The organism is Bradyrhizobium diazoefficiens, assembly GCF_016612535.1.
GTDB lineage: Bacteria > Pseudomonadota > Alphaproteobacteria > Rhizobiales > Xanthobacteraceae > Bradyrhizobium > Bradyrhizobium diazoefficiens_C.
In genome coordinates, this window is sequence record NZ_JAENXS010000001.1 from 1,199,791 (window position 1) to 1,225,709 (window position 25,919).

Below are 25,919 nucleotides of genomic sequence, written 5' to 3' on the forward strand. Positions count from 1 at the left end.
TTTCGGCGGGATAGCGGCTCAGGTTAACGGCTCAGGTGAGTGGCTTGGGCAATTCCCCGAGATCCCAGAACAGCCCGGCCATCACCGTCAAGGCCTCTTCGGTCAAGGGCAGCAGGATGTGTTCATTGGGCGCATGCTGGGAACAGCCGGGATACGAGTGCGGGACCCAGATGGTCGGCAAGCCGAGGATCTCGGAAAACACGTCGTTCGGCAGCGAGCCGCCGAAGTTCGGCAGCACCGCCGGCACCTTTCCGGTGGTCTCCCTCACCGAATCCGCAGCCCATTTGATCCAGGGGCTGTCGAAGTCGGTGCGCGAGGCGGCAAAGCTCTGTGCCGACCGCACCTCGACCATCGGAAAGCCGCGTCCGACCAGATGCGCGCGAACGGCGTCGATCAGGCCATCAACCTTGGTCCCAACCACGAAACGCAGTTGCAGCACGGCATTGGCGTGACCGGGAATGGCGTTCGCCGGCTTCCCGATATTGCCCGATGACATCGCCAGCACTTCGAGCGTGTTCCAGGCATAGAGCCGCTCGGCCGCGGACAGCCCTTCCTCGCCCCAATTCTCGGCAAGCGCGGGCTCGTCTTCAGTCGGCACCACCTGCACATCGGCAAGATAGCTGCGGATCTGATTGGTGAGCCGCGGCGGCTTCAGCGCCTCGAGCTGGAGGCGGCCATGGCCGTCGACCAGCGTCGAAATCGCGTTGACCAGAATGGTCGCGGGGTTGGCGAGCACGCCGCCCCAATTGCCGGAATGATGCCCGCCATCGCGCAGATTCACGTCGAGATGGATGCGGATGCCGCCACGGCAACCGAGGAACAGCGTCGGCCGATCCGCTGACAAACGGGGTCCGTCGGAGGCCATGAACAGATCGGCCTTGAGCGCGTCGCGATTGAGATCACAGACCTTGCCGAGATCGGGCGAGCCGATCTCCTCGCCCATCTCGACGATGAACTTGGCGTTGAAGCCGAGCTTGCCGCCGCGGGCCTCGCGCACTGCGCGGAGCGCGGCCATGTTGATGCTGTGCTGCCCCTTGTTGTCGGCAGTGCCGCGGCCGTAAACGCGCGTGCCTGCCGTCGTCGTGCGCCAGGGATCGCGGCCGTCGCGCCACTCGCCCTCCATGCCGTCGACGACATCGCCATGGCCGTAGATCAGCACGGTCGGCGCCGACGCGCTCTCATGATGCTCGGCAAACAGGAACGGCGCCTTGCCGCTCGGGGATTCGACCAGGCGGCTGGTAAAATCGAGCGCAGCAAAAGCAGGCTGCATTTCCTGTTCCAGATAGGCACGCAGCTCAGGGCCGCGCGACGGATTCTGGCTCTCGGTCTTGAAGGCGACGCGGCGGTCGAGTTCAGCGAGAAACGCACCGGATTTGAAGTCGTCCCGGGCGCGGGCGATGGCGTCGGCTCTGGTCATTGGTATCGTTTTCAACGTCTTGGAACGAGGCAGCGTAGCGAGCCACGCAGGCGTTCGAAAGTGGCGGGACTTGCGATTTCGTTCTTGCTCTCTTGAGATTGGCTTGCCAAGGGCTGTAGCCCACCGATTTTGGCCTTGCCAACGTCAAGCCTTTCTAGGATTGGCCATTGCAAAGGGCCAATCATATGCAAGAACTTCGCCAGATTGTGCAAGAACTTCGCCAGATTGGGGCGCACGTCTATCATTCGAAGAGCGCCCGGTACAGGGCGCCGGGGGACCAGCATGGCCAAGCAGATCAGGCTCAACGCGTTTGCGATGAATTGTGTTGCGCATCAATCACCGGGGTTGTGGACCCATCCGCGCGATCGCACCGCCGAGTATAACCGCCTGCCCTACTGGATCGACCTCGCCAAGACGCTGGAACGCGGCCGTTTCGACGGGCTGTTCCTGGCCGACGTGCTCGGCGTCTATGACGTCTATGGCAACAGCCCTGACGCAGCCTTGCGCAATGCAACACAGACGCCATCGAACGAGCCGCTGCTGTTGCTCTCGGCGATGGCGGCGGTGACGCAAAATCTCGGGTTCGGCGTCACGAGCAACCTCTCTTTCGAGCCGCCCTACCCGTTCGCGCGGCGGATGTCGACGCTCGATCATCTCACCGAGGGCCGCATCGGCTGGAACGTCGTCACCGGCTATCTCGACAGCGCCGCGCGCGGCGCTGGCAAGGAGAAGCAGGTCGGGCATGACGATCGCTACGACATCGCCGACGAATACATGGAGGTGGTCTACAAACTCTGGGAAGGCAGCTGGGAGGACGACGCGGTGCAGCGCGACCGCCAGCGCGGCATCTTCACCGACCCCAGCAAGGTTCATCGCGTCAACCACGAGGGTGAGCATTACCGCATCAACAACACCATCCACCTCAGCGAACCGTCGCCGCAGCGTACGCCGGTGCTGTACCAGGCCGGCACCTCGCCGCGCGGGCGGCAGTTCGCGGCGAAGCATGCCGAATGCGTGTTCATGTCGGGACCGTCGGCCAAGATCATTGCGCCGCGGGTCTCCGCGATCCGCCAGGAGGCTGCCGCGCTCGGCCGCAACCCAGCCGAGATCCTCATGTTCAACATGATGACGATCATCCTCGGCAACACGGAAGCCGAAGCGGCGGCGAAACATGCCGACTACCGATCGCATATCAGTCCGGAAGGCGCCCTCGCCCTGATGTCGGGTTGGACCGGCGTCGACTTCTCCGGCTACGAGCTCGACCAGCAGGTCCGCCACGTCCAGAATGACGCCGGCCGCAGCGCGCTGGACAACGTCACGCGCGCTGATCCCGATCGCGTCTGGACCGTGCGCGACGTCATCGAACATGTCGGCATCGGCGGGGCCGGTCCGGTCGTGGTGGGCACACCGGAGAGCGTCGCCGACAAGATTGAGGATTGGTTCGAGAAGACTGACGTCGACGGCCTCAACGTCGCCTTCGCGATCTCGCCCGGCGATTTCGAGGACATCGCCGACATGCTGGTGCCGGAGCTGACCAAGCGCGGGCGGTACAAGCCGGAATATGCGAAAGGCACACTGCGGGAGAAGCTGTTTGGCCACGGCCGCGCAAGGCTCGGCACTCCGCATCCGGCTGCGGGGTATCGGGTGGGAAAGACGGAGTAAGACAGCGCCACATCATCGGTGTCGTCCCGGCCGAAGCCGGCGGAAGCCGGGACCCGTAGCCACAGGGAGTGGTTTGGCGAAGGCTCGTTGTTCGGGATTAGCATCACCCGCGATCGATAGATCACGCGGTATGGGCCCCGGCCCCCCGTGCGCAATTGCGCACTAGGCCGGGACGACACTGGAAAGCCGTGTGCGTCTACACCTTCCCGTCCACCATCACCTCGATCAGCTTGGTCCCCGGCCGACCAAACGCCGACGCCAGCGTCGCCTTCAGCTCGCGGGGATCGCTGATCTTGATCGCCTCGCATCCCAGCGCCTTGGCGACGCCGGCGAAGTCCACGGGCGGATCGACGAAATCCATGCCGACGTAATTGTCGTCGCCATGGAAGGCGAGCAGGCGCTGCTTGATGATGCGATAGCCGCCGTTGTTGGCGATGACGACGTTGAGCGGCAGCTTGTGATGCGCGGCCGTCCACAGCGACTGGATCGAATACATGGCGCTGCCATCGCCCGAGAAGCACACGACGGGGCGATCCGGATTGGCGATGCTGGCGCCAACTGACGCCGGCAGGCCCCAGCCGATGCCGCCGGAGGCGAGACCGTGATAGCCGAAGCGGTCGCGATGCGCGCGGAGCGCCGTGATCTGGCGGCTGGAGGTGAGGCCTTCGTCGACGAGGATGGCGTTGCCGGGCATCGCCTCGACCATTTGTAACACCAGCCAGTCCGGATCGATCGGCGTGCGGCCGGCGCTCTTGCCGATCTGCTCCACCAGCGCGGCGCGCCGCGCAGTCCAGTTCTTCGGCGCAAGCTCGGCGAGGCGCTGCTTGGCGCGCCGCGCCAGCGCGGCGCCGCCCATCTCCTTGAGCATCGGGATCAACGCGCGCAGCGTTTCCTTGAGATCCGCCTTGAGCGCGATCTCGGCGCCGTAATTCTTGGCGATCTCCCAATCGACGAGGCCGACCTGCACCATGCCGAGACCGTCCGGCAGCGCGTCGACCTCGCTATAGACTGACATCCGCAGGGGATCGCCGCCGAGCGCGATCAGGAGATCGTAGGGCGCGAGCGTATCGCGCGCGACCTTCTGCGCGCGGGCCAGCGTACCAACGAAGCTCGGACTCTCCGACAGGAAGTGCGAGCCGTAAGGCGTCGAGGACTGATAGGCCGCGGCGCCCAGCAGCTCGGCAAGTTCGGCGGTCTCCTTTAGCGCATCGCTCTTGACCACCTCGTCCATGGTGACGATGACAGGGTGCTCGGCCTTCAGCAGCCGCGCGGCAAATGCCCTCAGCGCCTCATCGGATGGTCTTGTGCGCGCGTCAATGCGCGTGGAGCGGCCGAGATCGATACCGGCTTCGCTGTTGAGGATGTCGCCGGGCAGCGAGATGAACACCGGTCCGGTCGGCGGCGTCATCGCGACCTTGGCAGCGCGACGCACGATGCGCGGCAGATCCTCAAGCCGCGTCACCTCGACCGCCCATTTCACCAGCGGCTCGGCCATACGCACCAGCGGACCATACAGCACCGGCTCCATCAGGCCGTGGCCCTGCTCCTGCTGGCCCGCGGTCAGAATCATCGGCGTGCCCGTGAACTGGGCGTTGTAGAGCGAGCCCATCGCGTTGCCGAGGCCGGGCGCGACATGGACGTTGCAGGCGACGAGTTTGCCGGAGGCGCGGCTGTAACCGTCCGCGATCGCCACCACCAGGCTCTCCTGCATCGCCATCACATAAGTGAGATCAGGATGGTCCTTCAGCGCATGCATGATCGGCAGCTCGGTGGTGCCGGGATTGCCGAACAGGTGCGTGATGCCCTCGTTCTTGAGCAGCGCGAGAAAGGCGGAGCGGCCGGTGATCTTGTTCTTCATGTTTCCTCCAGGCCCGGCGGACATTGCCGCAAGGACGCGACACATGATGGACGAAGTCGGAGGACACGCGCAATGGACCGCGGTCATGGCTGCCTTGCACGCATGAGGAGAAGCTGGGAAGATGGGCCAAAGCTGGAGGACCGTCATGGCTTACGATGAAGGCACCGCCGCACGGGTTCGCAAGTTGCTGGCAAGCCAACGCCAGGTCGCGGAAAAGAAGATGATGGGCGGCCTTTGCTTCATGGTGGACAACGTCATGTGCTGCACCATAAGTGGCCGTGGCGGCATGCTGTTTCGTGTTGGCCCGGAGGCACATGCGAGCATGTTGAAAAAGCCACACACGAGCCCAATGGAAATGCGCGGGCGCATCATGACCGGGTTCGTCCGGGTGTCTGATGAGGGCACGCGAACCGAGGCCGGGCTCAGGGCTTGGGTCAAGCGCGCGCTGGATTTCGTGGCAACGATGCCCGCCAAGCCGCCGGCGAAGAAGGCGCGCAAGGCAGGCCCGACGAGCACGAAGGCTAAAGCGCCTCCTCGCGGCCGAGTTCGAACGGGTCTTCGCCGCTAGATCGCTTCTTCTTTTTCGAGCGCTGCCAGACCACGCCGGGAAAACCCTTCAGCGACACCAGCGGCTCGCCGGTATAGGCCCATTCCTGTAGCTCCTCGATCGCAATGTGATAGAGCGGCTGACGTCCAGTGCGCTCCCTAAACAGCGCGCGGGGAATGTTGACCATGTGCGGGCCGCGCGGGCGCTCATAGGCGATCGGCGTGCCGCAATGGGAACAGAAGCTGCGCGCGGTCTTGGTCGCCTTGTCCTCGTAGCGGGTCAGCGCAGTCTTGCCCGACATAATGCGAAAGCGCTTCTTCCAGCTGCCGACATAGGTGGCATAGGCCGCGCCGTGGGCACGGCGGCTAGCGGCGGAATGATCGTGCCAGGCCCAGCGCGCCGGGATGTCGATCTCGAAGGCGACTTTGCCGCAGAGGCATTGGCCTGTAGCTATGCCTGCGGCGGCGGCGGCTTTGGCCATGGGCGATGCTCCTTGCACGCGCAGCATAGTCTTGTAGCCCGGATGGAGCGAAGCGCAATCCGAGGGAAGACTGCGTTCGGAGCGAGAACCCGGATTTCGCTGCGCTCCATCCGGGCTACACGCGTATGGCGTTACGCCGGCGTCAGCTCGTTATACGCCGGATAATCCGTATACCCCTTCTCTTCGCCGCCATAGAACGTCGCGCGGTTGTACGGCGTGATCGGGTAGTCGTGCTCGAGCCGCTGCGGCAGATCGGGGTTGGAGATGAAGATGCGGCCGAAGGCGATGATGTCGGCGTGTCCGTCGGCGATCGCGGCATTCGCGCTCTCGCCTGTAAATCCGCCCGCGGTCATCAGCACGCCACTGTAGTAGGGGCGGAACAGCACCATGGCGGACGGCACGTTCTGCCAGTTGACGTCGGCGCGGCCGGCGCCGCTGGAGCGCGGCTCGATGAAGTGCAGATAGGCAAGCCCGAGCGTGTCGAGCGCCTTCACCAGGTGGGTGTAGAGCGGCATCGGGTCGGGCTCGCCGGAATCATTGGCAATACCATGGGGCGATAGCCGGACGCCGACGCGGTTGGTGCCCCAGACGTCGATCGCGGCCCGCGTGACCTCCAGCAGCAGCCGTGCGCGGTTCTCGATCGAGCCGCCATATTGATCGGTGCGCTGGTTGCTGTGCGATTGCAGGAATTGCTCGAGCAGATAGCCATTGGCGCCGTGGATCTCGACACCATCGAAGCCGGCGGCGAGCGCGTTCTTCGCACCTTGTCGAAATGCCCCGACGATGTCTTTGACCTCGTCGGTCTCCAGCGCGCGAGGTGTCTCGTAGTCGGCGATCTTGCCGTCGGCGGTCATCGCCTTCATGCCCTCGGCTTTGATCCGTATTGCCGAGGCCGACACCGGCAATTGACCGCCATGGTAGGACGAGTGCGAGACGCGGCCGACATGCCAGAGCTGGAGGAAGATGATGCCGCCCTTGGCGTGCACGGCATCGACCACCTTACGCCAACCTGCGATCTGGGCTTCCGAATAGATGCCCGGCGTCGCCGGGTTGCCGCGGCCGTGCGACAGCACCGGCGAAGCTTCGGCGATCAGCAGGCCGCCCGGCGTGGCGCGCTGGCCGTAATATTCGGCGTTGAGCGGGCGCGGCGAAAAGCTGTCGCGCTCGGCGCGCATGCGGGTCAGTGGCGCCATCGCGACCCGATGCGCGAGCTTGTACGGACCGACCTGCAACGGTTTGAACAACGCCTCGAATTTCATGGGAGCCCCGGATGTCTATGAAAGGATGCGGATCATACAGCGCGGGGCGGCACCTGGAAAAGGCGCCGCCCCCATAAAAGCAGATATTCCCTCGCGCGGAACGCGGGAGAGGACAGGTCCTACGCCGTCTTGATCCAGACGGCCTTTACGTTGAGATACTCTTCGACGTGCTGCTTGCCGGACTCGCGGCCGTAGCCGCTCATCTTGTAGCCACCGAACGGGACCGCCGGATCCATCGCCTGGTAGCAGTTCACCCACACCGAACCGGCGCGCAACGACTTCGCAACCGCATGCGCCTTGCTGACGTCGCGCGTCCACAAGCCGGAGCCGAGGCCAAACGTGGTGTTGTTGGCGCGCTTAACCAATTCGTCCATGTCCTTGAACGCGATCGCGGAGATGACGGGACCGAAGATCTCTTCCTGCGCGATGCGCATGTTGTCCTGCACGCCGGCGAACACCGTCGGCGAGACAAAGAAGCCCTTCGACAGTGCGCCTTCGGTGACGCGGCCGCCACCGGCGAGCGCTCGCGCGCCTTCCTTCTGGCCGATGTCGAGATAGCTGGTGACGCGCTCGAGCTGCTGCTCGGACACCAGCGGGCCGATCTGGGTGTTCGGATCGAGGCCGTTGCCGACCTGTAGTTTCTTGCCGAACTCGGCGACGCGGCCGACGAACTCCTCGTAGATCGACTGCTCGACGAACAGGCGCGTGCCGGCGCTGCAGATCTGGCCCGAATTGGCGAACACCGCCATTGCCGCGCCGGGGACGGCCGCATCGAGATCAGCGTCGGCAAACACGATGTCCGGCGACTTGCCGCCGAGCTCGAGCGAGACGCGCTTGAGATTGCCGGCGGAGGCGCGGATGATCGACTGACCCGTGACATGCGAGCCGGTGAAGGCAACCTTGTCGACGTCATGATGCGAGGCGAGCGCCGCGCCCGCGGTCTCGCCATAGCCGGGCACGACATTGACGACGCCCGGCGGAACGCCCGCCTCCACCGCCAGCTCCGCTATGCGCAGCGAGGTCAGCGGCGCCTCCTCGGCGGGCTTGAGCACCACTGTGCAGCCGGTCGCGATCGCCGGACCGATCTTCCAGAGCGTGGCGGTCAGTGGGCCGTTCCAGGGAATGATGGCGCCGACGACACCGACCGGCTCCTTCAGCGTGTAGGAGAAGATCTCGCCAGGGAGCGAGTTCTCGATGGTCTCGCCGTGGATCGCGGTGGTCTGGCCGGCGTAATAGCGCAGCATGCCGACGGCACGCAGGCGATAAGCGCGGGTGCGGCTGAGCGGCGCGCCCATGTCGAGCGTATCGAGCTGCGACAATTCGTCGAAATTTTTCTCGACGAGGTCGGCAAGCCTAAGCAGCAGGTTCTGCCGCTCGAACGGCTTGACCTTGCTCCACGGACCCTCGAAAGCACGGCGGGCGGCCGCGACCGCCCGATCGATGTCTTCCTTGTCACCTTCGGCGACGGTTGCGAGCAGTTCGCCGGTGGCGGGGTTATGCGTCTCGAAGCGCTTGCCGGAAGCAGCATCGACCCACTTCCCGTCGATCAGCATCTGCTTGTAGGCCCCGTTGGCGAACGGATGGCGCGTGATTGGAATAGCCTGCGACACAGCCATGGCTGCACTCCCTAGGTAGGTCATTGATTGGGTTCGATCTGGGCGGGATCGTTAGGTCAAACAGAATACAGCGGCGCCGGAAGGGCGTAAAGTCGGCGTCAAACGAGGACCTCCCATGCCGACTTGTGCAGGGTCGCGCGAGCGCCATGTTATAGCTCGATAGAGCCCCTCTACCGGAGAATAGCCATGTCGCATCCTGTCATCGCCAAGGGCAATGTCGCCGTGATCACTGGAGGCGCATCCGGCATTGGTCTTGCCGCCGCAATGGCTTTCGCGAGCGCCGGAATGAAGGTGTGCGTCGTCGACGTTGACGAAGGCGGGCTGACGCAGGCCGCAACAAAACTGTCATCTGTCGCGGGCGCGGCGAATGTGATGACGTCCGTGGTCGATGTCAGCCTAGCAGAAAACGTGACGGAACTGGAACGCGCCGTGGGCGCGCATTTCGGCGGCACCGACCTGCTCATGAACAATGCCGGCATCCAGCCGGGCAGCACGCTGTTCGGCGAGCCGGACAATTGGCAGCGCATCATCGGCGTCAACATGTGGGGCATCATCAACGGCGCGCGCATCTTCGCCCCCGGCATGATCGCGCGCGGCAAGGCCGGTCTGATCATCAACACCGGCTCCAAGCAGGGCATCACCACGCCGCCCGGTGATCCCGCCTACAACGTCTCCAAGGCCGGCGTGAAGGCATTCACCGAGGCGCTTCAGCACGAGCTGCGCAATATCAGCGATTGCCACATCACCGCGCACCTGCTGATTCCCGGCTTCGTCTTCACCGGGCTCACGGCCAAGGGCCGCACCGAGAAGCCAGCCGGCGCGTGGACGCCGGAGCAGACCGTGGATTTCATGATCGCGCGGCTGGAGGCTGGCGATTTCTACATCCTGTGCTCGGACAATGACGTGCCGCGAGCGCTCGACGAGAAGCGCATGCTGTGGGCCGCCGGCGATATCGTCGAGAACCGCCCGCCGCTGTCGCGCTGGCATCCGGACTATGCGGATGCGTTCACGAAATTCGTGAAGGAGAAGTAGGCGAAACGCCTACAGCGTCTCTTGCTGGTGCCCGCAATTCTTGCAGGCGAATTTGACGCGGCTCTGGCCCTTTTCCGCCTGAACCCGGTTCGGCGCACCGCATTTGCCGCAGACGGCCTCGATGCGGGTCGAGCCCTGCTTCACGACGATGGTCTTCTTTTCCATCGATTCGCGGATCAGGCGCTCGGCCTCTTCACGCAGGGATTGTTTCGACAAAGCTCGTCTCCGCCTCTGAAAGCGCGAGAGCCATATCGCACCTGCCTTCGAATCTCAATCGGCAATACCGGCTCAAACCTCGACAATCACATAACTGTCCTCGACGTGTACCGGAAAGGTCTCGGCGACATACGGTCCCTTCTGCAATTCGTCGCCGCGCTCCACCGCAACGGGATATGACCGGATCTTGACCCGTTTCGGGTCGAACCAGGACTGGCCGTTCCGCATGTCGAATTCCCAGCCATGCCAGGGGCAACGCAACATCTCGCCGACGCGCGAGCGCTGATAGATTCCGGGCTCCGGCGAGGTCAGCCGCGCCACGCAGGCCGCCTTCTCCAGCGGCGCGCCCTCGTGCGGGCAGCGGTTCAACAGCGCGAAGAACTCGCCATTGACATGGAACACGACGATATCGCGGCCCGCGATATCGACGACCTTGTTGCCGCCGGGCGGGATCTCTGTGGTGCGGGCGACGATGTGGCGGGTCATGCTGGTCTCAGAACTTGTAGACTGCTCGCGCATTGGTGCTGAAGATCTTCTTCCGCTCGGCCTCCGTGAGCGGGGTTTTGATGGCGAAGCGTGGATCGTCGAAATCCCAATGCGGGTAGTCCGACGAGAACAACAACCGGTCGATGCCGACCCATTCGATCAGCGACCGCAGATGCCGCGCCTCGTCCGGCTCGTCGATCGGCTGGGTCGTGAACCAGAAATGCTCGCGGACATATTCCGACGGTTTGCGCTTGAGATGCGGTACCTCGCTGCGGAAGCGCGCGAAATGCTGGTCCATGCGCCACACCGCCGAGGGGATCCAGCCGAAACCGCCCTCGATGAAGACGATCTTGAGCTTCGGAAAGCGCTCCAGCACACCCTCGATCACGAGGCTCGCAAGCTGCGCGGCGATGGTGTGGGCGTTGGACTGATGCTCCTCGACATAATAGGACGGCCAGCCGCCGCCGGTTGGTGCGTGGCCGCCATAGCCGCCAACATGGATGCCGAGCGGCAGGTCGAGCGCCTGCGCGCGCTCGTAGATCGGCCAGTAACGGCGGCGGCCGAGCGGCTCGTTGGCGCGCGGCGACACGTTGATCTGGATGTATTCGCCGATTTTGGCGCAGCGCTCGATCTCGGCAATCGCAAGATCGATGCCGTCCTGCCCGACCAGGATCGAAGCCTTCAGGCGTGGATCGCGGTGCGACCAGAACGCTAGCTGCCAGTCGTTGATGGCGCGCTGAATCGCGGCGCCGAATTCGAGGTTCTGCTGCGAGAAGATGAAGAGATCCAGCACCTGCAGGATCCCGAACTCGACGTCGAGCGGATCGAGATGCTGCTTCTGCATGAAAGCGAGATCGGAACCGGGCGGCCCGCCGGTCGGCGGCCAGGCATCGCGGCGCGCGATCAGCGGCGAGGAGCGCGGATAGGGCGTCGTGAACAGATAGGGCGTGCGCAGATGGCTGCCATATTCCCTCAGGTGCTGTTGCCAGCGCTTCGGCAGGAACTCGTTGAGATCGTCCGTCGAGTGCAGGCTCGGATGCACATCGCAATCGACGATACGGAGCCGGCTCGCAGCAGGTTTCTCGTCGTCATGCAGCGGACGGTCGATGATTTCACTCATGCCAACCTCCAATGATCAATTCATCGACAGCCGCGGAAACGTCTCCAGCGGATTGTCGACGCACATTTTTGCGATGATGCTCTTCGGCAGGTTCGGCGGGATCGGATCGTCGCCGTCGAACTGCCAATGCGGATAGTCGGACGCGAACAGGAACATCTTTTCAGAGCCGATCTGGTCGATGATCTCCTCGACGCTTCTCGCGTCGCCTGGAGCGTCGAACGGCTGCATGGTAACGCGAAAATTGTCGCGAATGATGGCGGCCGGCTCGCGCTCGACCCAGGGCACCTCGACACGGACGCCGCGCCAGGTCTTGTTGGCCCGCCACATAAAGGCCGGCAGCCAGCTCACGCCCGACTCCATCAGCACGATCTTGAGATCGGGGTATTTGCCGAATACGCCCTCGTAGATCAGGCTCAAAATCTGCGCCTGAAACGCCTGTGCCTCGACGAAGTAATATTCGTAGCGGTGCGACGGCCAGCCAGCCGAGCTCGGCGCCTGCCGATATTGCGTGCCGGCGTGGATCGCAAGCGGCAGCTTGCACTTCTCGGCGAGCTGATAGACCGGCCAAAAATGCCGCCGGCCGAGCAGCGTCTCGCCCTGCGCCAGCACGAGGATGGAGACGAAGCGGTTGTCGCCGGCGCGGCGCTCGATCTCCTCGATTGCCAAATCAGGCGCCTGCATCGGCACCACGATCGAGGCACGCAGGCGTGGATCGCGCGCCAGCCATTCGGCGGCAATCCAGTCGTTGATCGCCTTGCAGAAGTCTGCGGCCATGTAGGAATCGAACACAGCCTGGGCACCGTAGAGCACGTTGAGGATGGCGTGGCTCGCGCCCAACTGATCGAAGGCGCCCTTCTGCACCATGGCGAGATCCGAGCCCGGCTTGGTGCCGTTGACCGGCCGCCAGTCGGCCCGGGCCGAGAACGGCATGCTCGGCGGATAGGAGGTGAGATCGAGGCCATCGATTGCGCGGCTCACCACCTGCTCTTTCCAGTGATCACTCAGATACGGCAACAGCGTCGTGCGCGTGCCGGTAACCGCCGGGTGGATGTCGCAGTCGATCCGCGTCACCGCCATGGATGCTTCCTCGGGCAATCTTATTGGCGGCGTTCTTTGCACCGCCTGCGTAGACTGCTCCGACCGATGCCGTGGCGCAAGAGCGCAGGCCTGCGCGATCCGTCATGGCTCGGTTGCATTTCGCAGGCGCGATATGAGTCTCTGCGGTCATCACGCGCGGTGACGCCTCGATGGTGAATCATACGGCGCTGGCGGCGGATGCTTCGGCATCCACCGCCCAATGCGTCATCGGCGAGCTCGAAACACGACTCGGCGTCAAGCTGCTGCTGCGGACCACGCGGCGCATCACAATGACCAACGCCGGAGCGCTATTCCTCACCCGTGCGCGCGACGTGCTGGCCGACATCGAGGATGCCGAAGACGCCGCGCGCGGCGTCGATTCCTTGCGCGGAACGCTCCGCATCACGATCCCGATCGTCTACGGCACGCGAAACATCATCCCGCGCCTGCCCAGATTCCTTGGGTTGCATCCCCTCTTGCGCGTAGAACTGTCCGTCGCCGACGAACGGCAGAACCTCGTTGTGGAAGGTACCGACGTCGCCATCCGCCTCGGTCCGCTCAACGACTCCGGCTTCGGCGCGCGGAAGCTCGCGACCCTGTCGCGCTTTCTCGTCGCCGCACCATCCTATCTGGCCGAACGCGGCACACCGAAAACACCGGCCGATCTCGCCTCGCATGATTGCATCTTCGGTCCCGGCCTGTTCGGCCGCACTACATGGTCGTTCACCCGCAACAGTGCAGAGACCTCCGTCGATGTCCGCGGCCGCATCACCACCGATTCCGGCCCCGGCGTGTTCGCGAGCGTGCTGGCGGGGCTGGGCATCGCGATGATGTCGCCGATCATGGCCGGCGCAGAGATCGAGTCCGGCACTCTGGTGCCGGTGCTGAAGAGCTACGAGCTCGCGCCGGTCGATGTCTACGCCGTGTTTCCGGCAGGCCCCCGACCATCGACCAAGGTCCGCGCGTTGATCAACTTCCTGGCTGCGGAGTTGAGCTAGCCGACGCGCACAGCATCCGACGTCGCCTTGCAGAAGAGGTCGCGGGTTACGAATTCTGGTTGCACCGCGAACTGGACTACCGCCAATTCGCGCCGAACCGCGACAGGATCTTTGACGCGTTCTTCACGACCCGCCGCGACCAGGGCGGCACCGGCACGGTGCTCGCGATCGCGCGCGCGGTGATGGCGAGCCATGGCGGCTCGATCAGGCTCAAGCTCTCCGAGGAGGGCGCAGCCTTCGAACTCCAATTCCCCGTCGCCTAGATCGCGAACACCCAGGCGGCGACGATGGTGCCGATGGTGATCAGGCCGGCGATGGTCCAGCCGGCGGCGTATTCCAGCTCGGGATGACCGGTCGCCCGCATGATCTCTGCCGGATCGGCGGTATGCTTCTGTGCCATGACTGCCTCACACGTGTTTCCCCGTGTCATAGGTAAGTCGCATCAGCCGCCATAAGGTTCCGTCACGGACGCGCGGAACAGCAAAAAAGTCGAAAACAACCCCATGCACAGTAGAACGACCTCGCAAGGAAGAGGCGGGGTCGCGCTCCGCAACCATTTGAGCCGACGCGGCAAAGCCGCCGCACCGCGCAATCGCCACGCATGCGGCATCTTGCGTCGCAAAATCCGATTGCATCCTAGAAGTGGATTCATGCGATATAAGCATATTAGCCGCTGCTATTCGATGACCTCGTCCGCGCGCAGCAATAACGACTGCGGTATCTCGACGCCGAGCGCCTTGGCGGTCTTCAAGTTGATGACCGTCTTGAATTGCGTCGGCTGCTCGATCGGAAGGTCGGCCGGGTTGGCACCCTTTAATATTCTGTCGACGAAAACACCGGCGCGACGAAACATTGCGGTGAAGTCCACCCGTAGCCTGCCAGGGCGCCGCCGCGGGAAGCGACAATGGCGCGGCAATGGATGGCACGCGGCACTTGTCAACAAGCGCCGCGACCAGCGACGAGTTGGTAACAAATGCATTGGCGTCCGTGATCACGAGGCCGTCCATGGCGGTGGAGTCCACGACGGAGAGCGCGAATTCGCGTCGCTTCATGGCCGATCTTAATCGCTTTCCTTAGAAGCAGAGAGTGGGCAAATATCGACACAAGTCCAAGCGGATCAATGAGCGCGTTAATACCGCCGCATCGACCTCTAGGCTTTTCTGTTGTTTGCAGGTCTGTCGTTTGCAGGGGCGACCGCCCGCGGCAACACAATCGTGAACTCGGTGAATTGCCCAGGCTGCGTATCCACCTCTATCCAGCCGCCGTGTTGCTTCACGATGATGTCGTGGCTCATCGAAAGACCAAGCCCGGTGCCCTCTCCGGCCGGTTTGGTCGTGAAGAACGGATTGAACATTTTTTCCTTCACGTCGGGCGGGATGCCGGTACCATTGTCGCGTATGCGTATCTCGATGTGGTTGCCGAGATTTCTGGTGGCAGCGCCGAGCACCGGCTCGAAATCCGCCTCATCGTTGTCGGCTTCACGCTTGCTCGCGGCATAAAATCCGTTCGAGATCAGATTGAGCAAGGCGCGGGTGATCTCCTGCGGGAACAGCTCTACCACGCCGGCGTCCGGATCCAGGTCGCGCTGCAGCGTGATATTGAAATCCGGTTTCTCGGCGCGGGCGCCGTGATAGGCGAGATTGAGGCTCTCCTCCAACAGCGCATTGATATCGACCGCCCGCTGCTCGCCCGAGCCCTCCCGGGAATGCAACAGCATGTTCTTGACGATGGAATCGGCGCGCTTGCCGTGCTGAACGACCTTTTCGAGGTTGCTTTTCAGCAGTTCGCGGATTTCATCCAGTTCCTTCCGCCTGCCGGCCTCGTCGAGCGTCGGACTTTCAAATATGTCGGTCATCTCGTCGATGAGTTCGACCGACAGCGCCGAGAAATTATTGACGAAATTGAGCGGGTTCTTGATCTCGTGGGCAATGCCGGCGGTGAGCTGACCGAGCGATGCCAGCTTTTCCGTCTGCACCAGACGATCTTGCGCGGTTCTGAGGTCGTCGAGCGACTGGGATAGTTCGCGGGTGCGTTCCCGAACCTCCTGGAATAGTCGGACATTTGAAATGGCAATGACCGCTTGGTCGGCGAAGGTCTTGAGCAGTTGGATGTGATTAACTGCGAATGGGCCGGGCTCAACCCGCGTTTGGCCGATCATGCCAATCGGCGTCCCATCTCGCAGCAGCGGAACGAACAGCATGCTGCGGTAGCCGCGCATCCGTGCCAGGTCTCTCAGCACTGGTTCAGTCTCCGTGTCCGTAAGGCTGTAGATCGCACCCTGACGAATAGGTTCGCCAAAGGGCATCGCGGAGAGTTGTCTCGGGAACGAAGCCGTGAGCGCCGCGTCAGCCTTCGGATTGGTCCGTGTAAACGCCGACAAGTGTATGGTATCATCAACGATACTGAGCACGGTGGTCGACAGGCCACTGACCAGCCGGTTCGAGCGCTCGGCGATCGCTTCGAACACAGGCTGCAAATCAGATGGTGAGCTGGCGATCACCTTGAGGATGTCGGCTGTCGCCGTTTGGCGCTCCAGCGCCTCTCTGGTTTCATTGAACAGCCGCGCGTTCTGGATTGCGATCACCGCCTGATCCGCGAAGGTCGACAGCAGATTGATTTGCTTGTCGTTGAACGGACGCACTTCGGTACGGCGCAGCAGGATCGCACCGATACTCTCGTTGCCACGCAGCAGGGGCACGGACAGAACGGTATGAATGGTCGCGCCTGTGCTTTGGCCCATGGATCTGGCATCCGGAAACTCGGCGCCTTCCCCTGATAGCATGTCGTGAACATGCACAGGCTTCTGGTCCACAAAGGCGCGTCCAGCGGTCCAATTGCGGCTGATCGGCCATTTGTCGAGCGTGACGGGGATGGGCCCGGAATGCGCGCTGAAGCGCAGATGTTCTGCGTCTTTCAACAAGACGACTGCATCATTGGCTTCGCAAAGCTCTCGCGCGCTCTCGACGATCTCTTTGAGAACCGGTTCGACATCGGTGGGCGAAGAGGCGATTACTCTCAGAACGTTGCTGCTCCCGGTCTGGTAAGCCAGTGCCTGTTTGGTCTCGTTGAACAGTCTCGTGTTCTCGATGGCGATCACGGCCTGGTCGGCGAAAGTCTGGACCAGATCGATCTGCCGGGAATTGAACGGCCCAGGGACTCGGCGCGACAGCACCATGAGGCCTTCAACCTTGCTTTCTCGGAGTAGTGGTACGGCGAGAACCGCCCTAATACCTGCAAGAGCAGTGGCCGGCATGTCGATTTCCGGGTCGGCTAACACGTCAGGTACGCACACCGTTTGCCCGCTCTGGATGGATCGGGCGCTGGCTGAATTTCGTCCGGCCTTCTGCGGATGCTGCCTTAGGAATTGTATCCAGTCCGGGTTCTCGTGAGGGTGAGAATGCGCCCGAAAGTGGAACATATCCCCGTCACGCAGCAGGACGATGCCGCGATTGGCACTACACAATTCCACGGCGGAGCGCGTCAGGGTCTCGAGCACCGTCTGCAGATCGAAGGCTGACCGGCTAATGACCTTGAGAACGTCAGCGGTCGCGATCTGCTGCTGTAGAGATTCCTCGAGGTCGCTGGTCTTTGCCTGAACCTCGTCGAACAGACGGACATTTTCGATCGCGATCACCGCCTGGTCGGCGAAGGTTTGCAACTGGGCGATCTGCTTGCCGCTGAACGGATGCACCTCGACACGGCGCAGCACGATGGCCCCGACGCTCTCCTTGTCGCGCAGCAACGGAACGCTGGCGATGGTGCGATGACCCATCTTCAGCGACAGTTCGCGGCCATCGGTGAAGTCCGCGTGCTTTTCGTCACGGAGGTCCTCGACATGGACCGGCTGCTGGTCGACGAAGGCGCGTCCCGCGGTCCAGCGGCGGTTGATTGGCCATTTCTCCAGCCCGATCGGGATCGGCCCGTGATGGGCGCTGAAGCGCAGGTCGTCGCCGTCGCGCAGCAGCACCGCCGCGTCATAGGCCTCGCAGACCTCGCAGGCGCTCTCGACGATCGCTTTCAGCACCGGGGCCGCGTCGGTCGGCGACGAGGCGATCACGTTCAGGATGTTGGCGCTGCCGGTCTGGTAGGTGAGCGCCTCGCTGAGGTCGCGAGTCCTGGCCTGCACCTCATCAAACAGCCGCGAGTTTTCGATCGCGATCACCGCCTGGTCGGCGAAGGTCTGCACCAGTTCGACATGCCGCGGCGAAAATTGCCCGACGCGGTCGCGCCCCAGAATGAACAGGCCGATGCCTTGGCCCTCCCTCATCAAGGGAACGATGAGGAGCGACTTGAAGCCAAGTTTCTCTCGAAAGGCCTGCATTGCCACCGAGCGATCGTTTTTGAAATCGCCGATATTGGCAATTTCACCCGACGACAGGACCCGGGTCGTGGCAAAATTGGGATCATGAGCCGGAATTCGTGCCTGTCGGACGAAGTCTTCCTGCTCTTTGCTGATCGTGGTGTAACCCCGACAGACCAGGAAATCCCCCTCCCGGATATACAATCCGCACAGTCCGGCCGCGCACAGTTCCGCGGCGGAGCGTGCGAGCGCATGCATCACGGAATCGAGATCGAAAGCGGAGCGGCTGATCACCTTCAACACGTCCGCGGTCGCAGTCTGCTGCTCTAGCGCCTCCCTGGTCTCGTTGAACAGCCGCACGTTCTCGATGGCGATCACGGCCTGGCTCGCAAAAGTCTGCAGCAGCGTCACGATCTTTTCCGGAAAGAGCCCTGGTTCGTCACGACCAATGCCGATAGCGCCGATCGCACGCCCCTCGTGAATCATGGGAACGGCAAGAAGCGCGCGATAGTCCCCCTTCTTGGCGACGTCGCCAAGTTGATAGGCCGGGTCAAGATCAATGTCCGGGATTTGTAGCGGGACAAGTCCAGCGATGACGCGCGCGTTGAGCGAACCATTCCCCGGCTTCATCGGAAAAGCCGCGTGCATCGCCGCTTCGGCTTCCGGCGAAGAGCCGCGAAACGCGATCATGTGCAGCAACTCGCCGTCGAAGCGAACGGCGGAGCCGATGCGCGAGCCGCTCAGCTCTCGGGCGCGCTCGGCAATCGCCTCGAAGACAGGCGTGACGTCTGTCGGCGAACTGCTCATGACGCTGAGGATCTCGGCAGTAGCGGTCTGCTGCTCCAGCGCCTCCTTGGTCTCGTTGAACAGCCGCGCGTTCTGGATCGCGATCAAAGCCTGATCGCGGAACGACTCCGCGACCGCGATGTCTTGCCCGCTGAAATGATCGGGCTTGCTCGCCGTCAGCACGAAGACGCCAATGCATTCGCTGTTGCGCAGCAAGGGCAGATAGAGGCCGCATTTGATGCCGTAGCGATCCGAGATGTATTGCTCGTGAGCGGGCAGTTGGGTAGCCAGATAGTTGGGGACATGCACTGTCCGCTTTTCGACGGCCGCCATGGCCGGAAAGTTGTGATCCGCTGCCAGCGGCATATCGGGTGCGTGTTCGTGTTGTTCAAACAGCCTGTCGGCAAACGCCCCGGTGATAGCTGTCAGCGTGGCGCCTTCGATCCAGAACACGCCCGTCAGGTCGCAGTTGAACAATCGCGCCGCTGTAGCGCAGATGGCGTCGAATACCGATTTTACGTCCGTGGGCGAAGCGCTGATGACCTTCAGGATTTCCGCCGTCGCGTCTTGACGGGCGAGCGCCTTGTCCAGCTCTTTGGTCAGTTCGACGATCGACCGACCCTTGCGCGGCGCGGCGACCTGGGTCTTCCGACCTTTGGTCTTGGCGGTCTTCCGGCCGTTTGCCGGACTCGCCTTGCGGGCTTTCGCCTTGGTCTTCTCACCGCCCGCCTTCGATATCCGCGCCATATCCACCCCTGATCAGAAGGGGCATCTTATCGGGTGACGGTATCGTTCTGGAAGGGCGGATTGGCCTCTGTCGCTCGTCGCGGACTGGCCGACTGATGTCGTCGCTGATGGGTCAATGGCTTCCGAAATGCCATGTCCGAGATATTGGACCCTCGGGATGAGGAGCCCGCCAAGGCGGGCGTCTCCGGACGATGCTCTGCCTCGCCGGGCGAACCACGCAGGCCGCGTTCGTCCGGCCGCATCCAGAGCCTTCCCCAAGACGGGACATCTGTCATAGGCTCGGCGCGCCCTGTAGCGGCGAAGCCGTGACCTTCGAGGAGAGACGCCGATGAAACTCACGATACCGGCCTGCCTCGCCAGTGCAATGCTCGTGGCCGGCGCCTCCCAGGTCGTGGGCGCGTCGGGCGCCACGCCCGCAAAAATCTCTGGCTCCACGGCGCTGGCGCTCGCGGGCGTGATCGCGCCGCTGTCGCCGCTCCTGTCGGGCGCCGAAAAGAAGGCGGTAGCGACGCTGTTCGCCGCCAACGCCGACATTCCCTACAAGAAGCCGATCGCGGTGACCGCTGATAGAATCGTCTGCCGCACCAGCAATGTCGACATCACCTTGCGCAATTGCGAGGTCACCTTCGGCAAGAAAGTCAGAAACGTGAACGGGCCCACGGCCAACGAGATCTTCGCGACGGAGGCGCTGGCCGGCATTCCCCCAGACGGCGCGGCGGGATCGAATTTCGAGAGCCTGAGCAGACTGAGCTGCACGATCGACCCCAATGCGATCAGGCAGAAGGACGGCAGCGGGGCGGATTGCATGTTCCAGCCGGGGAATTGAGCCGGGGTTGAAACGCGGACCCGAGGTGCCGCGAAATCGCCGCAAGATGGACCGACAAGACCAACCAATAAGGCGAATTGAAAAGACAGGCCAAGCCGGCGCTCCCATATCTGGGCGAGCAAGTCTGGGCGAGCAAGGCCGGCACCAAAATGACGAAAAATTATCTCGCTGTTTTCCTGCTTCTGACCGCGACGACGGCCTTCGCGCATGGTCCGTTGCCCGCGCGGCTCACAGCGCCGTCCGATCTCATTCCCGTCGGCCTCACCGGCAACGACACCACCGCTGGCGGTGTTGCACGGCTGTGCGAGCAGGTCACGTTCTCGCGCGGCCTGCGCTATGGCGACAGCGAAGCCAATGTGCTCGACGTCGCGACCAGCGAGGCCACCAGGGCGGACACGCCGCGGCCGGTGCTGCTGTTCGTGGCGGGCGACACCTTCACCGGCGACCGCGGGGCGCCCGACCTGTCCCGCGAGATCCAGGACGCGGCGATGTGCTTTGCCGCGCGCAACGGGATGATCGGGGTGCGCGTGAACTACCGCCTGGCGCCGGCAGCGACCTGGCCGATGGGCGCAACCGACGTCGCGGCGGCGCTGTCCTGGATCCACGGCAATATCGACCTGTTCAACGGCGACGCCCGCGAGATCGTCGCAGTCGGCTATGGTGCCGGCGCCTTCCATGTCGCGACCCTGCTGGCGCATCCCGAACTCCAGACCGACCGCGCCGATGTCGCGGCCGTGGTGCTGGTATCCGGCATCTATCGCGCCGGCAAGGACGCCAGCGACAGCGTGAAGGCCTATCTCGGCACTGACGCCGCTCAATATGACAAGCGGTCGGTGTTTCCCGGCATCCTCAACGTCGACGAGCCGATCCTGTTGGCCTGGGCCGCGAACGACTCCGCGAACCTGGTCGCGCAAGGCGAGACCCTGAAGAAGACGCTGTGCGGCGCCGGCCATTGCCCGCGCACGACGGTGCTGCGCAGCCACGACGGCATCGCGAGCGCCTTCGGCCTCGACGGCTCCGGCAACAGCCTCGCCGAGCCGACGCTGCTGCTGGTGCATCAGCTCGAGGCGCGGGGGCTGCCGTAGCCGGTGCGCGTTGGACACGCCAGCGCTCCGTCGTCATGGCCGGCTTGTCCCGGCCATCCACGCCTTTCCCCGAGACACAAAGAACGTGGATGCCCGGGCCTTCGCCTCGCCGAAGCGGCTTCGGCCGCGCAGGCGGGACAAGCCCGGGCATGACGGCCTCTTGTGGCGGGTCAATACGGCTGCCGTTTCGTTCGGGCTGCCATGCGCCGCATTGAACCGGGCCACTCAGCCACAGGATTGACAAACGCTTGACCTAAATCAAGCAGCCTCGGTGCAGAATGAGACGACCTCGTTGGGGGCCAACAACAAGGTGTCGAGCATGCGCGTCACGGGCAGACTGCTGTTCGCTTCGATCGTCGCCTTCGCGTCACTGGGCGCGATGTCCGAGCAACGCGCAGACCAACCCACAAGCAACAACGAAATCCGCATCGGCAATATCGTGCCCTATTCGGGGCCGCTCTCGGAATTCGGCGCGATCGGCACGGCGGAGGCCGCCTATTTCGACATGGTCAACGATCGCGGCGGCATCAACGGCCGCAAAATCCGCTTCATCACGCGTGACGACAATTCCGATCCCACCGCAGCGCTGGAGCTGACCCGCAATCTGGTCGAGAAGGACGACGTGCTCCTGATGTTCGGCTCGTTCGGCACGCCCGGCAATCTCGCCACGCGCTGGTATCTGAACCAGAAGAAAATCCCGCAGCTGTTTGTCGCCTCCGGCGACGAGGAGTTGAGCCAGGCCAAGGCGTTTCCGTGGACCATGGGCTGGCAGCCGCCGTTCCGATCGGAGGGACGCATCTACGCCAACTACCTCCAGGCTTATTATCCCCGCAAGAAGATCGTTGTGCTCTGGCAGAACGACCAGTTCGGCCGCATGCTCTACAAGGGCATCCAGGAAGGCCTCGGCGATCTGAACCGTAACGTCCTCGTCGACGTCGCCTTCGATCTCACCGACGAGCATCTCGAAGGGCACGTCTCGATTCTCAAACGCGCGGGCGCCGACATCTTCGTCTTTCTCGGCGTGCCGTCGACGGCGTCCAGGGTGATCCAGCTGGCGGCATCGCTGAATTGGCACCCGGTCATCATCGTCAACGATGCCTCCGCCTCGATCGCCAATGCGATGGCGCCCGCGGGCCTGGAGAATTCATCCGGCGTCATCTCGGCGGCGTTTCTGAAGGATCCGAGCGATCCCGCCTGGAAGGACGATCCCGCCATGAAGGCCTGGTTCGCTTTCATGGACAAGTATCATCAGGTCGAAAGCACCAACAATAGCGCGGCGCTCTACGGCTACGCCGCGGCGGAGGCGCTGACCAAGGTGCTGAGGCAGTGCGGCGACGATTTGTCGCGCGAGAACATCATGCGTCAAGCCGCTTCACTCAAGAATTTTCAGCCCTCTGTGGCGCTGCCCAATATCAGGATGAATACCTCGCCCGATAGCTATCTGCCGATCAAGCAGATGCGGTTGGTCCAGTTCGACGGCCGTTCCTGGCAACCGTTCGGCGCCGTGATCGAAACTGCATTTACGGAAGGCGCGGCGCGGTGAGGAAACTCACGCCGGCTTGAGCAGGCCAGCGCGCTCTCCATCCCATTTTACAGCGGGCGCGGGAACGCGTCTTTTCGTTTCATGGCAAATGTTTAAGATCGGCATGAGCCTGCATTCACTCTGCCGGGAGGATCCTCCGCATGACCGAGACCATCCGCATCAAACGCTTTGTCGCACGCCCTGTGATCGTGCCGATGAGTTTGCCGCTCCAGACCGCGACCGCGGCCATCACGAAAGCGCCGCTGGTGCTGATTGACTGCGAGACCGACCAGGGCGCGGTCGGGCATGCCTATCTGTTCGCGATCACGCCGTCGGCCTTGAAGCCGCTGACTGCGACGGTCGCGGAAATGTCAGAGCTGATCGCAGGCGACGAACTGCTGCCGTTCGAGATCGAACGCAAGTTGACCCAGCGCTTCACGCTGCTGGGGCTCGCCGGCCTGCAACGGCTGGCGCAATCCGGCATCGATATGGCGGCGTGGGACGCGCTGGCGCGCAGTCGAGGCCTGCCGCTGGCCCGGCTGCTCGGCGGCGCGCCGAAGCCGGTCAAGGCCTACAATTCGAAGGGGCTCGGCATCATGTCTGTGGGTGCCACGGTTGAGGAAGCCCACAAGCTGCTGGCCGAGGGCTTTCACGCCGCAAAAATCCGCGTCGGCCGACCCGAGGCGCGGGAGGATCTCGCCGTCGTGCGCGCGGTGAGGAAGGCCGTCGGCGATGAGGTGGCGCTGATGTGCGATTACAATCAGGCGCTGACGGTCACTGAAGCGATCCGCCGCGGCGAGATGCTCGACGACGAAGGGCTGACCTGGATCGAGGAGCCGATCCGTCACGACGATTACGACGGCTGCGCCCGCATTGCGGATGCGCTGCGGACGCCGGTCCAGATCGGCGAGAATTTCGACAGCGCCTTTTCGATGCAGGCTGCGCTGTCGGCGGAGGCGTGCGACTATTTGATGCCCGACGTGCAGCGCATCGGCGGCGTCACCGGCTGGCTCCGCGCCGCCGCGCTCGCGCATGCCGCCGGCGTCGAGATGTCGACGCATCTGTTCTCGGAGGTCAGCGCGCATCTGCTCTGCGTGACGCCGACCGCGCATTGGCTGGAGTATGTCGACTGGGCCGATGCGGTGCTGGCGACGCGATTGAAGATCAAGGACGGCTTTGTGCTGCCGAGCGAGGAGCCGGGCAACGGGCTTGCGTGGGACGAGGCGGCGGTGAGGAAGTATTTGGTGGGGTAGGTGCGCTCCCTCGCCCCGTTCTTACGGGGCGAGGGTTGGGGTGAGGGGCCGCTTCCGCAGATGCGCTGACAGCTGGACTCGCGGAGGCTCCCCCTCACCCGAATTGCGCTTCGCGCAAATTCGACCTCTCCCCGCAAGCGGGGCGAGGTGAAGAGCAGCCATCACCGCGCCGCGGCGTTCAGATCCATCGTCTCAAGCAAACTGTTCTGGCGCCAGTCGATGAAGGCGTCCTTGAGGCGGTTGATCTCACCGGCGTGCTCGGGCACGCCCCAGAGATTGTGCTGCTCGAGTGGATCGCTCGCGAGATCGAACAATTGCCCGTCCTCGGCGCCGTGAATGAAGACGACCTTCCACCTGCTATCGCGCACCATGGTGATCAGCCGCGCGCCGGTCATGGCGACGTCGCCGGCCTGCTCGGAGAACACGAAATCGCGGCCGGACCAGTCCTCGCCCTTCAGCGCTGGAAGCAGACTGCGGGCCTGAAACGGCTTTGGATGCTCTGCGCCGGCGAGATCCAGAATGGTGGGCGCAAGATCGAACAGCTGGCACTTTTCGCGGATGCGGCGGCCGCCGGAAAACAGGCTGGGCGACCAGAACAGCAGCGGAACGCGGGTGACGGGCTCGTACATCGACCATTTCTGGCTGAGGCCATGCTCGCCGAGATTGTCGCCGTGGTCGGACATGAAGATCACGACGCAATTGTCGAGATAGCCCTTGTCTTCCAGCGTTTGCAGCAGGCGGCCGATCTGCTCGTCGATCATGGTGACGTTGGCATAGTAATGCGCGCGCAGGCGGCGCATTTCTTCGTGCGTCGGTGCGAGCTTCCAGGACACTGCGTCGTGGTCGACCTCGGTGTCGTGGCGGCGCTTCTCTTTCAGGTACGCCGGCAGGCCCTCGATCTCGGCCTCGGTCGGCTGCGGCACCGGGAGATCGTTGCGCGCGAGATAGTGCTCCAGATATTCCGGCAAGGGATCATAAGGCGGATGCGGCCCGGGCAGGCCGATCTGCATGAACAGCGCGTCGGGCTTCGGACGGGTCTGAAGCCACCACATCGCGGTCTCGGCGACGAAGATGTCCGGATGCAGCGATTTCGGCATCTCCCAGGTGAACGCGCCCATGCGGTCGCCGTAATCCGGCAGGCTGCGATAGCCGGCGCGCGACGGTTTTGTCAGCTTGTGCGCGGCAAAAGCCTTGTCGAGCTCGTCAGCGAACCATCGTCCCTCCAGGAAGCGATCCTTGTTCTCGACCACGAAGCGCTCGTGGAAGCCGGCCTTGGCGTCATAGGGGATCGTGTGCATCTTGCCGACATTGACGCAGTGATAGCCGGCTTCGGCGAGATTGCTGACCCACGTCTTCTGCCAGTGCTGCCCGTTCTTCAGCACGCCCGAGGCGTGCGGATAGAGGCCGGAGAACAGCGCCGCGCGCGAGGGCACGCAGCTCGGCGCGTTGATGAAGCAATTGTCGAAATAGACCCCCTCGCTCACGAGACGATCGAGGTTCGGCGTCTTCATATAGGGATGGCCGGTGGCCGCGATCGTGTCGAAGCGTTGCTGGTCGGTCATGACCAGGACGATATGGGGCTTTGTCACGATTGATTTGTCCTGCGCGGCGTTGGCTGGGAGAAAATATGT

General features: G+C 63.4%; 21 protein-coding genes and 1 pseudogene. 9 read left to right on the plus strand and 13 right to left on the minus strand.

Going from position 1 to position 25,919, the window contains the following annotated elements; translation table 11 throughout:
- Positions 1 to 31: 31 nt before the first annotated feature.
- Positions 32 to 1,417, minus strand: a complete 1,386-nt coding sequence (locus tag JJE66_RS05730; protein ID WP_200513119.1) for a M20 family metallopeptidase — start codon at positions 1,415 to 1,417, stop codon at positions 32 to 34.
- A 282-nt stretch (positions 1,418 to 1,699) separates the two neighbouring features.
- On the opposite strand from JJE66_RS05730, the gene JJE66_RS05735 reads away from it, so the two are divergent.
- Positions 1,700 to 3,079, plus strand: a complete 1,380-nt coding sequence (locus tag JJE66_RS05735) for an LLM class flavin-dependent oxidoreductase (RefSeq protein ID WP_200513120.1) — start codon at positions 1,700 to 1,702, stop codon at positions 3,077 to 3,079.
- A gap of 196 nt (positions 3,080 to 3,275) precedes the next feature.
- Here JJE66_RS05735 and JJE66_RS05740 read toward each other — a convergent pair whose 3' ends face one another.
- Entirely contained in the window at positions 3,276 to 4,937 is a 1,662-nt protein-coding gene (locus JJE66_RS05740; RefSeq protein WP_200513121.1) for a thiamine pyrophosphate-binding protein, read from the minus strand.
- A 145-nt stretch (positions 4,938 to 5,082) separates the two neighbouring features.
- Between JJE66_RS05740 and JJE66_RS05745 the strand changes: the two genes are divergently transcribed.
- Entirely contained in the window at positions 5,083 to 5,505 is a 423-nt protein-coding gene (locus JJE66_RS05745; RefSeq protein WP_246756102.1) for a TfoX/Sxy family protein, read from the plus strand.
- Here the strand turns inward: JJE66_RS05745 and JJE66_RS05750 are convergent.
- The 3 genes from JJE66_RS05750 to JJE66_RS05760 all read right to left on the minus strand — a co-directional run bounded on the left by JJE66_RS05750 (position 5,459) and on the right by JJE66_RS05760 (position 8,840).
- Positions 5,459 to 5,965 (minus strand): GFA family protein, encoded by a 507-nt coding sequence (locus tag JJE66_RS05750; protein ID WP_200513123.1) that lies wholly within the window; start codon positions 5,963 to 5,965, stop codon positions 5,459 to 5,461. The genes JJE66_RS05745 and JJE66_RS05750 overlap by 47 nt on opposite strands.
- Before the next feature lie 131 nt (positions 5,966 to 6,096).
- A complete protein-coding gene (locus JJE66_RS05755) occupies positions 6,097 to 7,224 on the minus strand; it encodes an alkene reductase (protein WP_200513124.1) in 1,128 nt (375 codons plus the stop codon).
- A gap of 119 nt (positions 7,225 to 7,343) precedes the next feature.
- Positions 7,344 to 8,840 (minus strand): aldehyde dehydrogenase family protein, encoded by a 1,497-nt coding sequence (locus tag JJE66_RS05760; protein ID WP_200513125.1) that lies wholly within the window; start codon positions 8,838 to 8,840, stop codon positions 7,344 to 7,346.
- Positions 8,841 to 9,026: 186 nt separating this feature from the next.
- Here JJE66_RS05760 and JJE66_RS05765 point away from each other — a divergent pair, with 186 nt between their 5' ends.
- Positions 9,027 to 9,872, plus strand: coding sequence for an SDR family NAD(P)-dependent oxidoreductase (locus JJE66_RS05765; protein WP_200513126.1), 846 nt, complete (start codon positions 9,027 to 9,029; stop codon positions 9,870 to 9,872).
- 9 nt (positions 9,873 to 9,881) lie between these two features.
- On the opposite strand, the gene JJE66_RS05770 is transcribed toward JJE66_RS05765, so the two are convergent.
- From JJE66_RS05770 to JJE66_RS05785, 4 genes are all read right to left on the minus strand, one after another.
- Complete coding sequence (locus tag JJE66_RS05770) at positions 9,882 to 10,088, minus strand: hypothetical protein (protein ID WP_014491844.1); 207 nt, start codon at positions 10,086 to 10,088, stop codon at positions 9,882 to 9,884.
- A 72-nt stretch (positions 10,089 to 10,160) separates the two neighbouring features.
- Complete coding sequence (locus JJE66_RS05775; protein ID WP_200513127.1) at positions 10,161 to 10,574, minus strand: Rieske (2Fe-2S) protein; 414 nt, start codon at positions 10,572 to 10,574, stop codon at positions 10,161 to 10,163.
- A 7-nt stretch (positions 10,575 to 10,581) separates the two neighbouring features.
- Entirely contained in the window at positions 10,582 to 11,694 is a 1,113-nt protein-coding gene (locus JJE66_RS05780; RefSeq protein WP_200513128.1) for an amidohydrolase family protein, read from the minus strand.
- A 15-nt stretch (positions 11,695 to 11,709) separates the two neighbouring features.
- The gene (locus JJE66_RS05785; RefSeq protein WP_200513129.1) at positions 11,710 to 12,771 is read right to left on the minus strand and encodes an amidohydrolase family protein; all 1,062 of its coding nucleotides are present in this window, start codon (positions 12,769 to 12,771) and stop codon (positions 11,710 to 11,712) included.
- 170 nt (positions 12,772 to 12,941) lie between these two features.
- Between JJE66_RS05785 and JJE66_RS05790 the strand changes: the two genes are divergently transcribed.
- Both JJE66_RS05790 and JJE66_RS05795 read left to right on the plus strand, forming a co-directional pair.
- The gene (locus JJE66_RS05790; RefSeq protein ID WP_200513130.1) at positions 12,942 to 13,769 is read left to right on the plus strand and encodes a LysR substrate-binding domain-containing protein; all 828 of its coding nucleotides are present in this window, start codon (positions 12,942 to 12,944) and stop codon (positions 13,767 to 13,769) included.
- Positions 13,770 to 13,858: 89 nt separating this feature from the next.
- Positions 13,859 to 14,032: pseudogene (locus JJE66_RS05795) on the plus strand (ATP-binding protein); the annotation flags it as partial.
- Here JJE66_RS05795 and JJE66_RS05800 read toward each other — a convergent pair.
- From JJE66_RS05800 to JJE66_RS05810, 3 genes are all read right to left on the minus strand, one after another.
- Positions 14,029 to 14,169, minus strand: a complete 141-nt coding sequence (locus JJE66_RS05800; RefSeq protein WP_200513131.1) for a hypothetical protein — start codon at positions 14,167 to 14,169, stop codon at positions 14,029 to 14,031. The pseudogene JJE66_RS05795 and the gene JJE66_RS05800 overlap by 4 nt on opposite strands.
- A 276-nt stretch (positions 14,170 to 14,445) precedes the next feature.
- Positions 14,446 to 14,622: an ABC transporter substrate binding protein gene (locus JJE66_RS37895; RefSeq protein WP_246756104.1), complete on the minus strand. Its 177-nt coding sequence runs from the start codon at positions 14,620 to 14,622 to the stop codon at positions 14,446 to 14,448.
- Between the two features lie 297 nt (positions 14,623 to 14,919).
- Positions 14,920 to 19,602: a GAF domain-containing protein gene (locus JJE66_RS05810; protein WP_200513132.1), complete on the minus strand. Its 4,683-nt coding sequence runs from the start codon at positions 19,600 to 19,602 to the stop codon at positions 14,920 to 14,922.
- Between the two features lie 328 nt (positions 19,603 to 19,930).
- Here JJE66_RS05810 and JJE66_RS05815 point away from each other — a divergent pair, with 328 nt between their 5' ends.
- From JJE66_RS05815 to JJE66_RS05830, 4 genes are all read left to right on the plus strand, one after another.
- Positions 19,931 to 20,428 (plus strand): hypothetical protein, encoded by a 498-nt coding sequence (locus tag JJE66_RS05815; protein ID WP_200513133.1) that lies wholly within the window; start codon positions 19,931 to 19,933, stop codon positions 20,426 to 20,428.
- 149 nt (positions 20,429 to 20,577) lie between these two features.
- Complete coding sequence (locus JJE66_RS05820) at positions 20,578 to 21,513, plus strand: alpha/beta hydrolase (RefSeq protein WP_200513134.1); 936 nt, start codon at positions 20,578 to 20,580, stop codon at positions 21,511 to 21,513.
- A 319-nt stretch (positions 21,514 to 21,832) separates the two neighbouring features.
- Complete coding sequence (locus JJE66_RS05825) at positions 21,833 to 23,056, plus strand: ABC transporter substrate-binding protein (RefSeq protein ID WP_200515278.1); 1,224 nt, start codon at positions 21,833 to 21,835, stop codon at positions 23,054 to 23,056.
- Between the two features lie 140 nt (positions 23,057 to 23,196).
- Positions 23,197 to 24,288, plus strand: a complete 1,092-nt coding sequence (locus tag JJE66_RS05830) for an enolase C-terminal domain-like protein (RefSeq protein ID WP_200513135.1) — start codon at positions 23,197 to 23,199, stop codon at positions 24,286 to 24,288.
- A 161-nt stretch (positions 24,289 to 24,449) separates the two neighbouring features.
- Here the strand turns inward: JJE66_RS05830 and JJE66_RS05835 are convergent, their stop codons facing one another.
- Entirely contained in the window at positions 24,450 to 25,877 is a 1,428-nt protein-coding gene (locus JJE66_RS05835; RefSeq protein ID WP_311979828.1) for a sulfatase-like hydrolase/transferase, read from the minus strand.
- Positions 25,878 to 25,919: the final 42 nt, after the last annotated feature.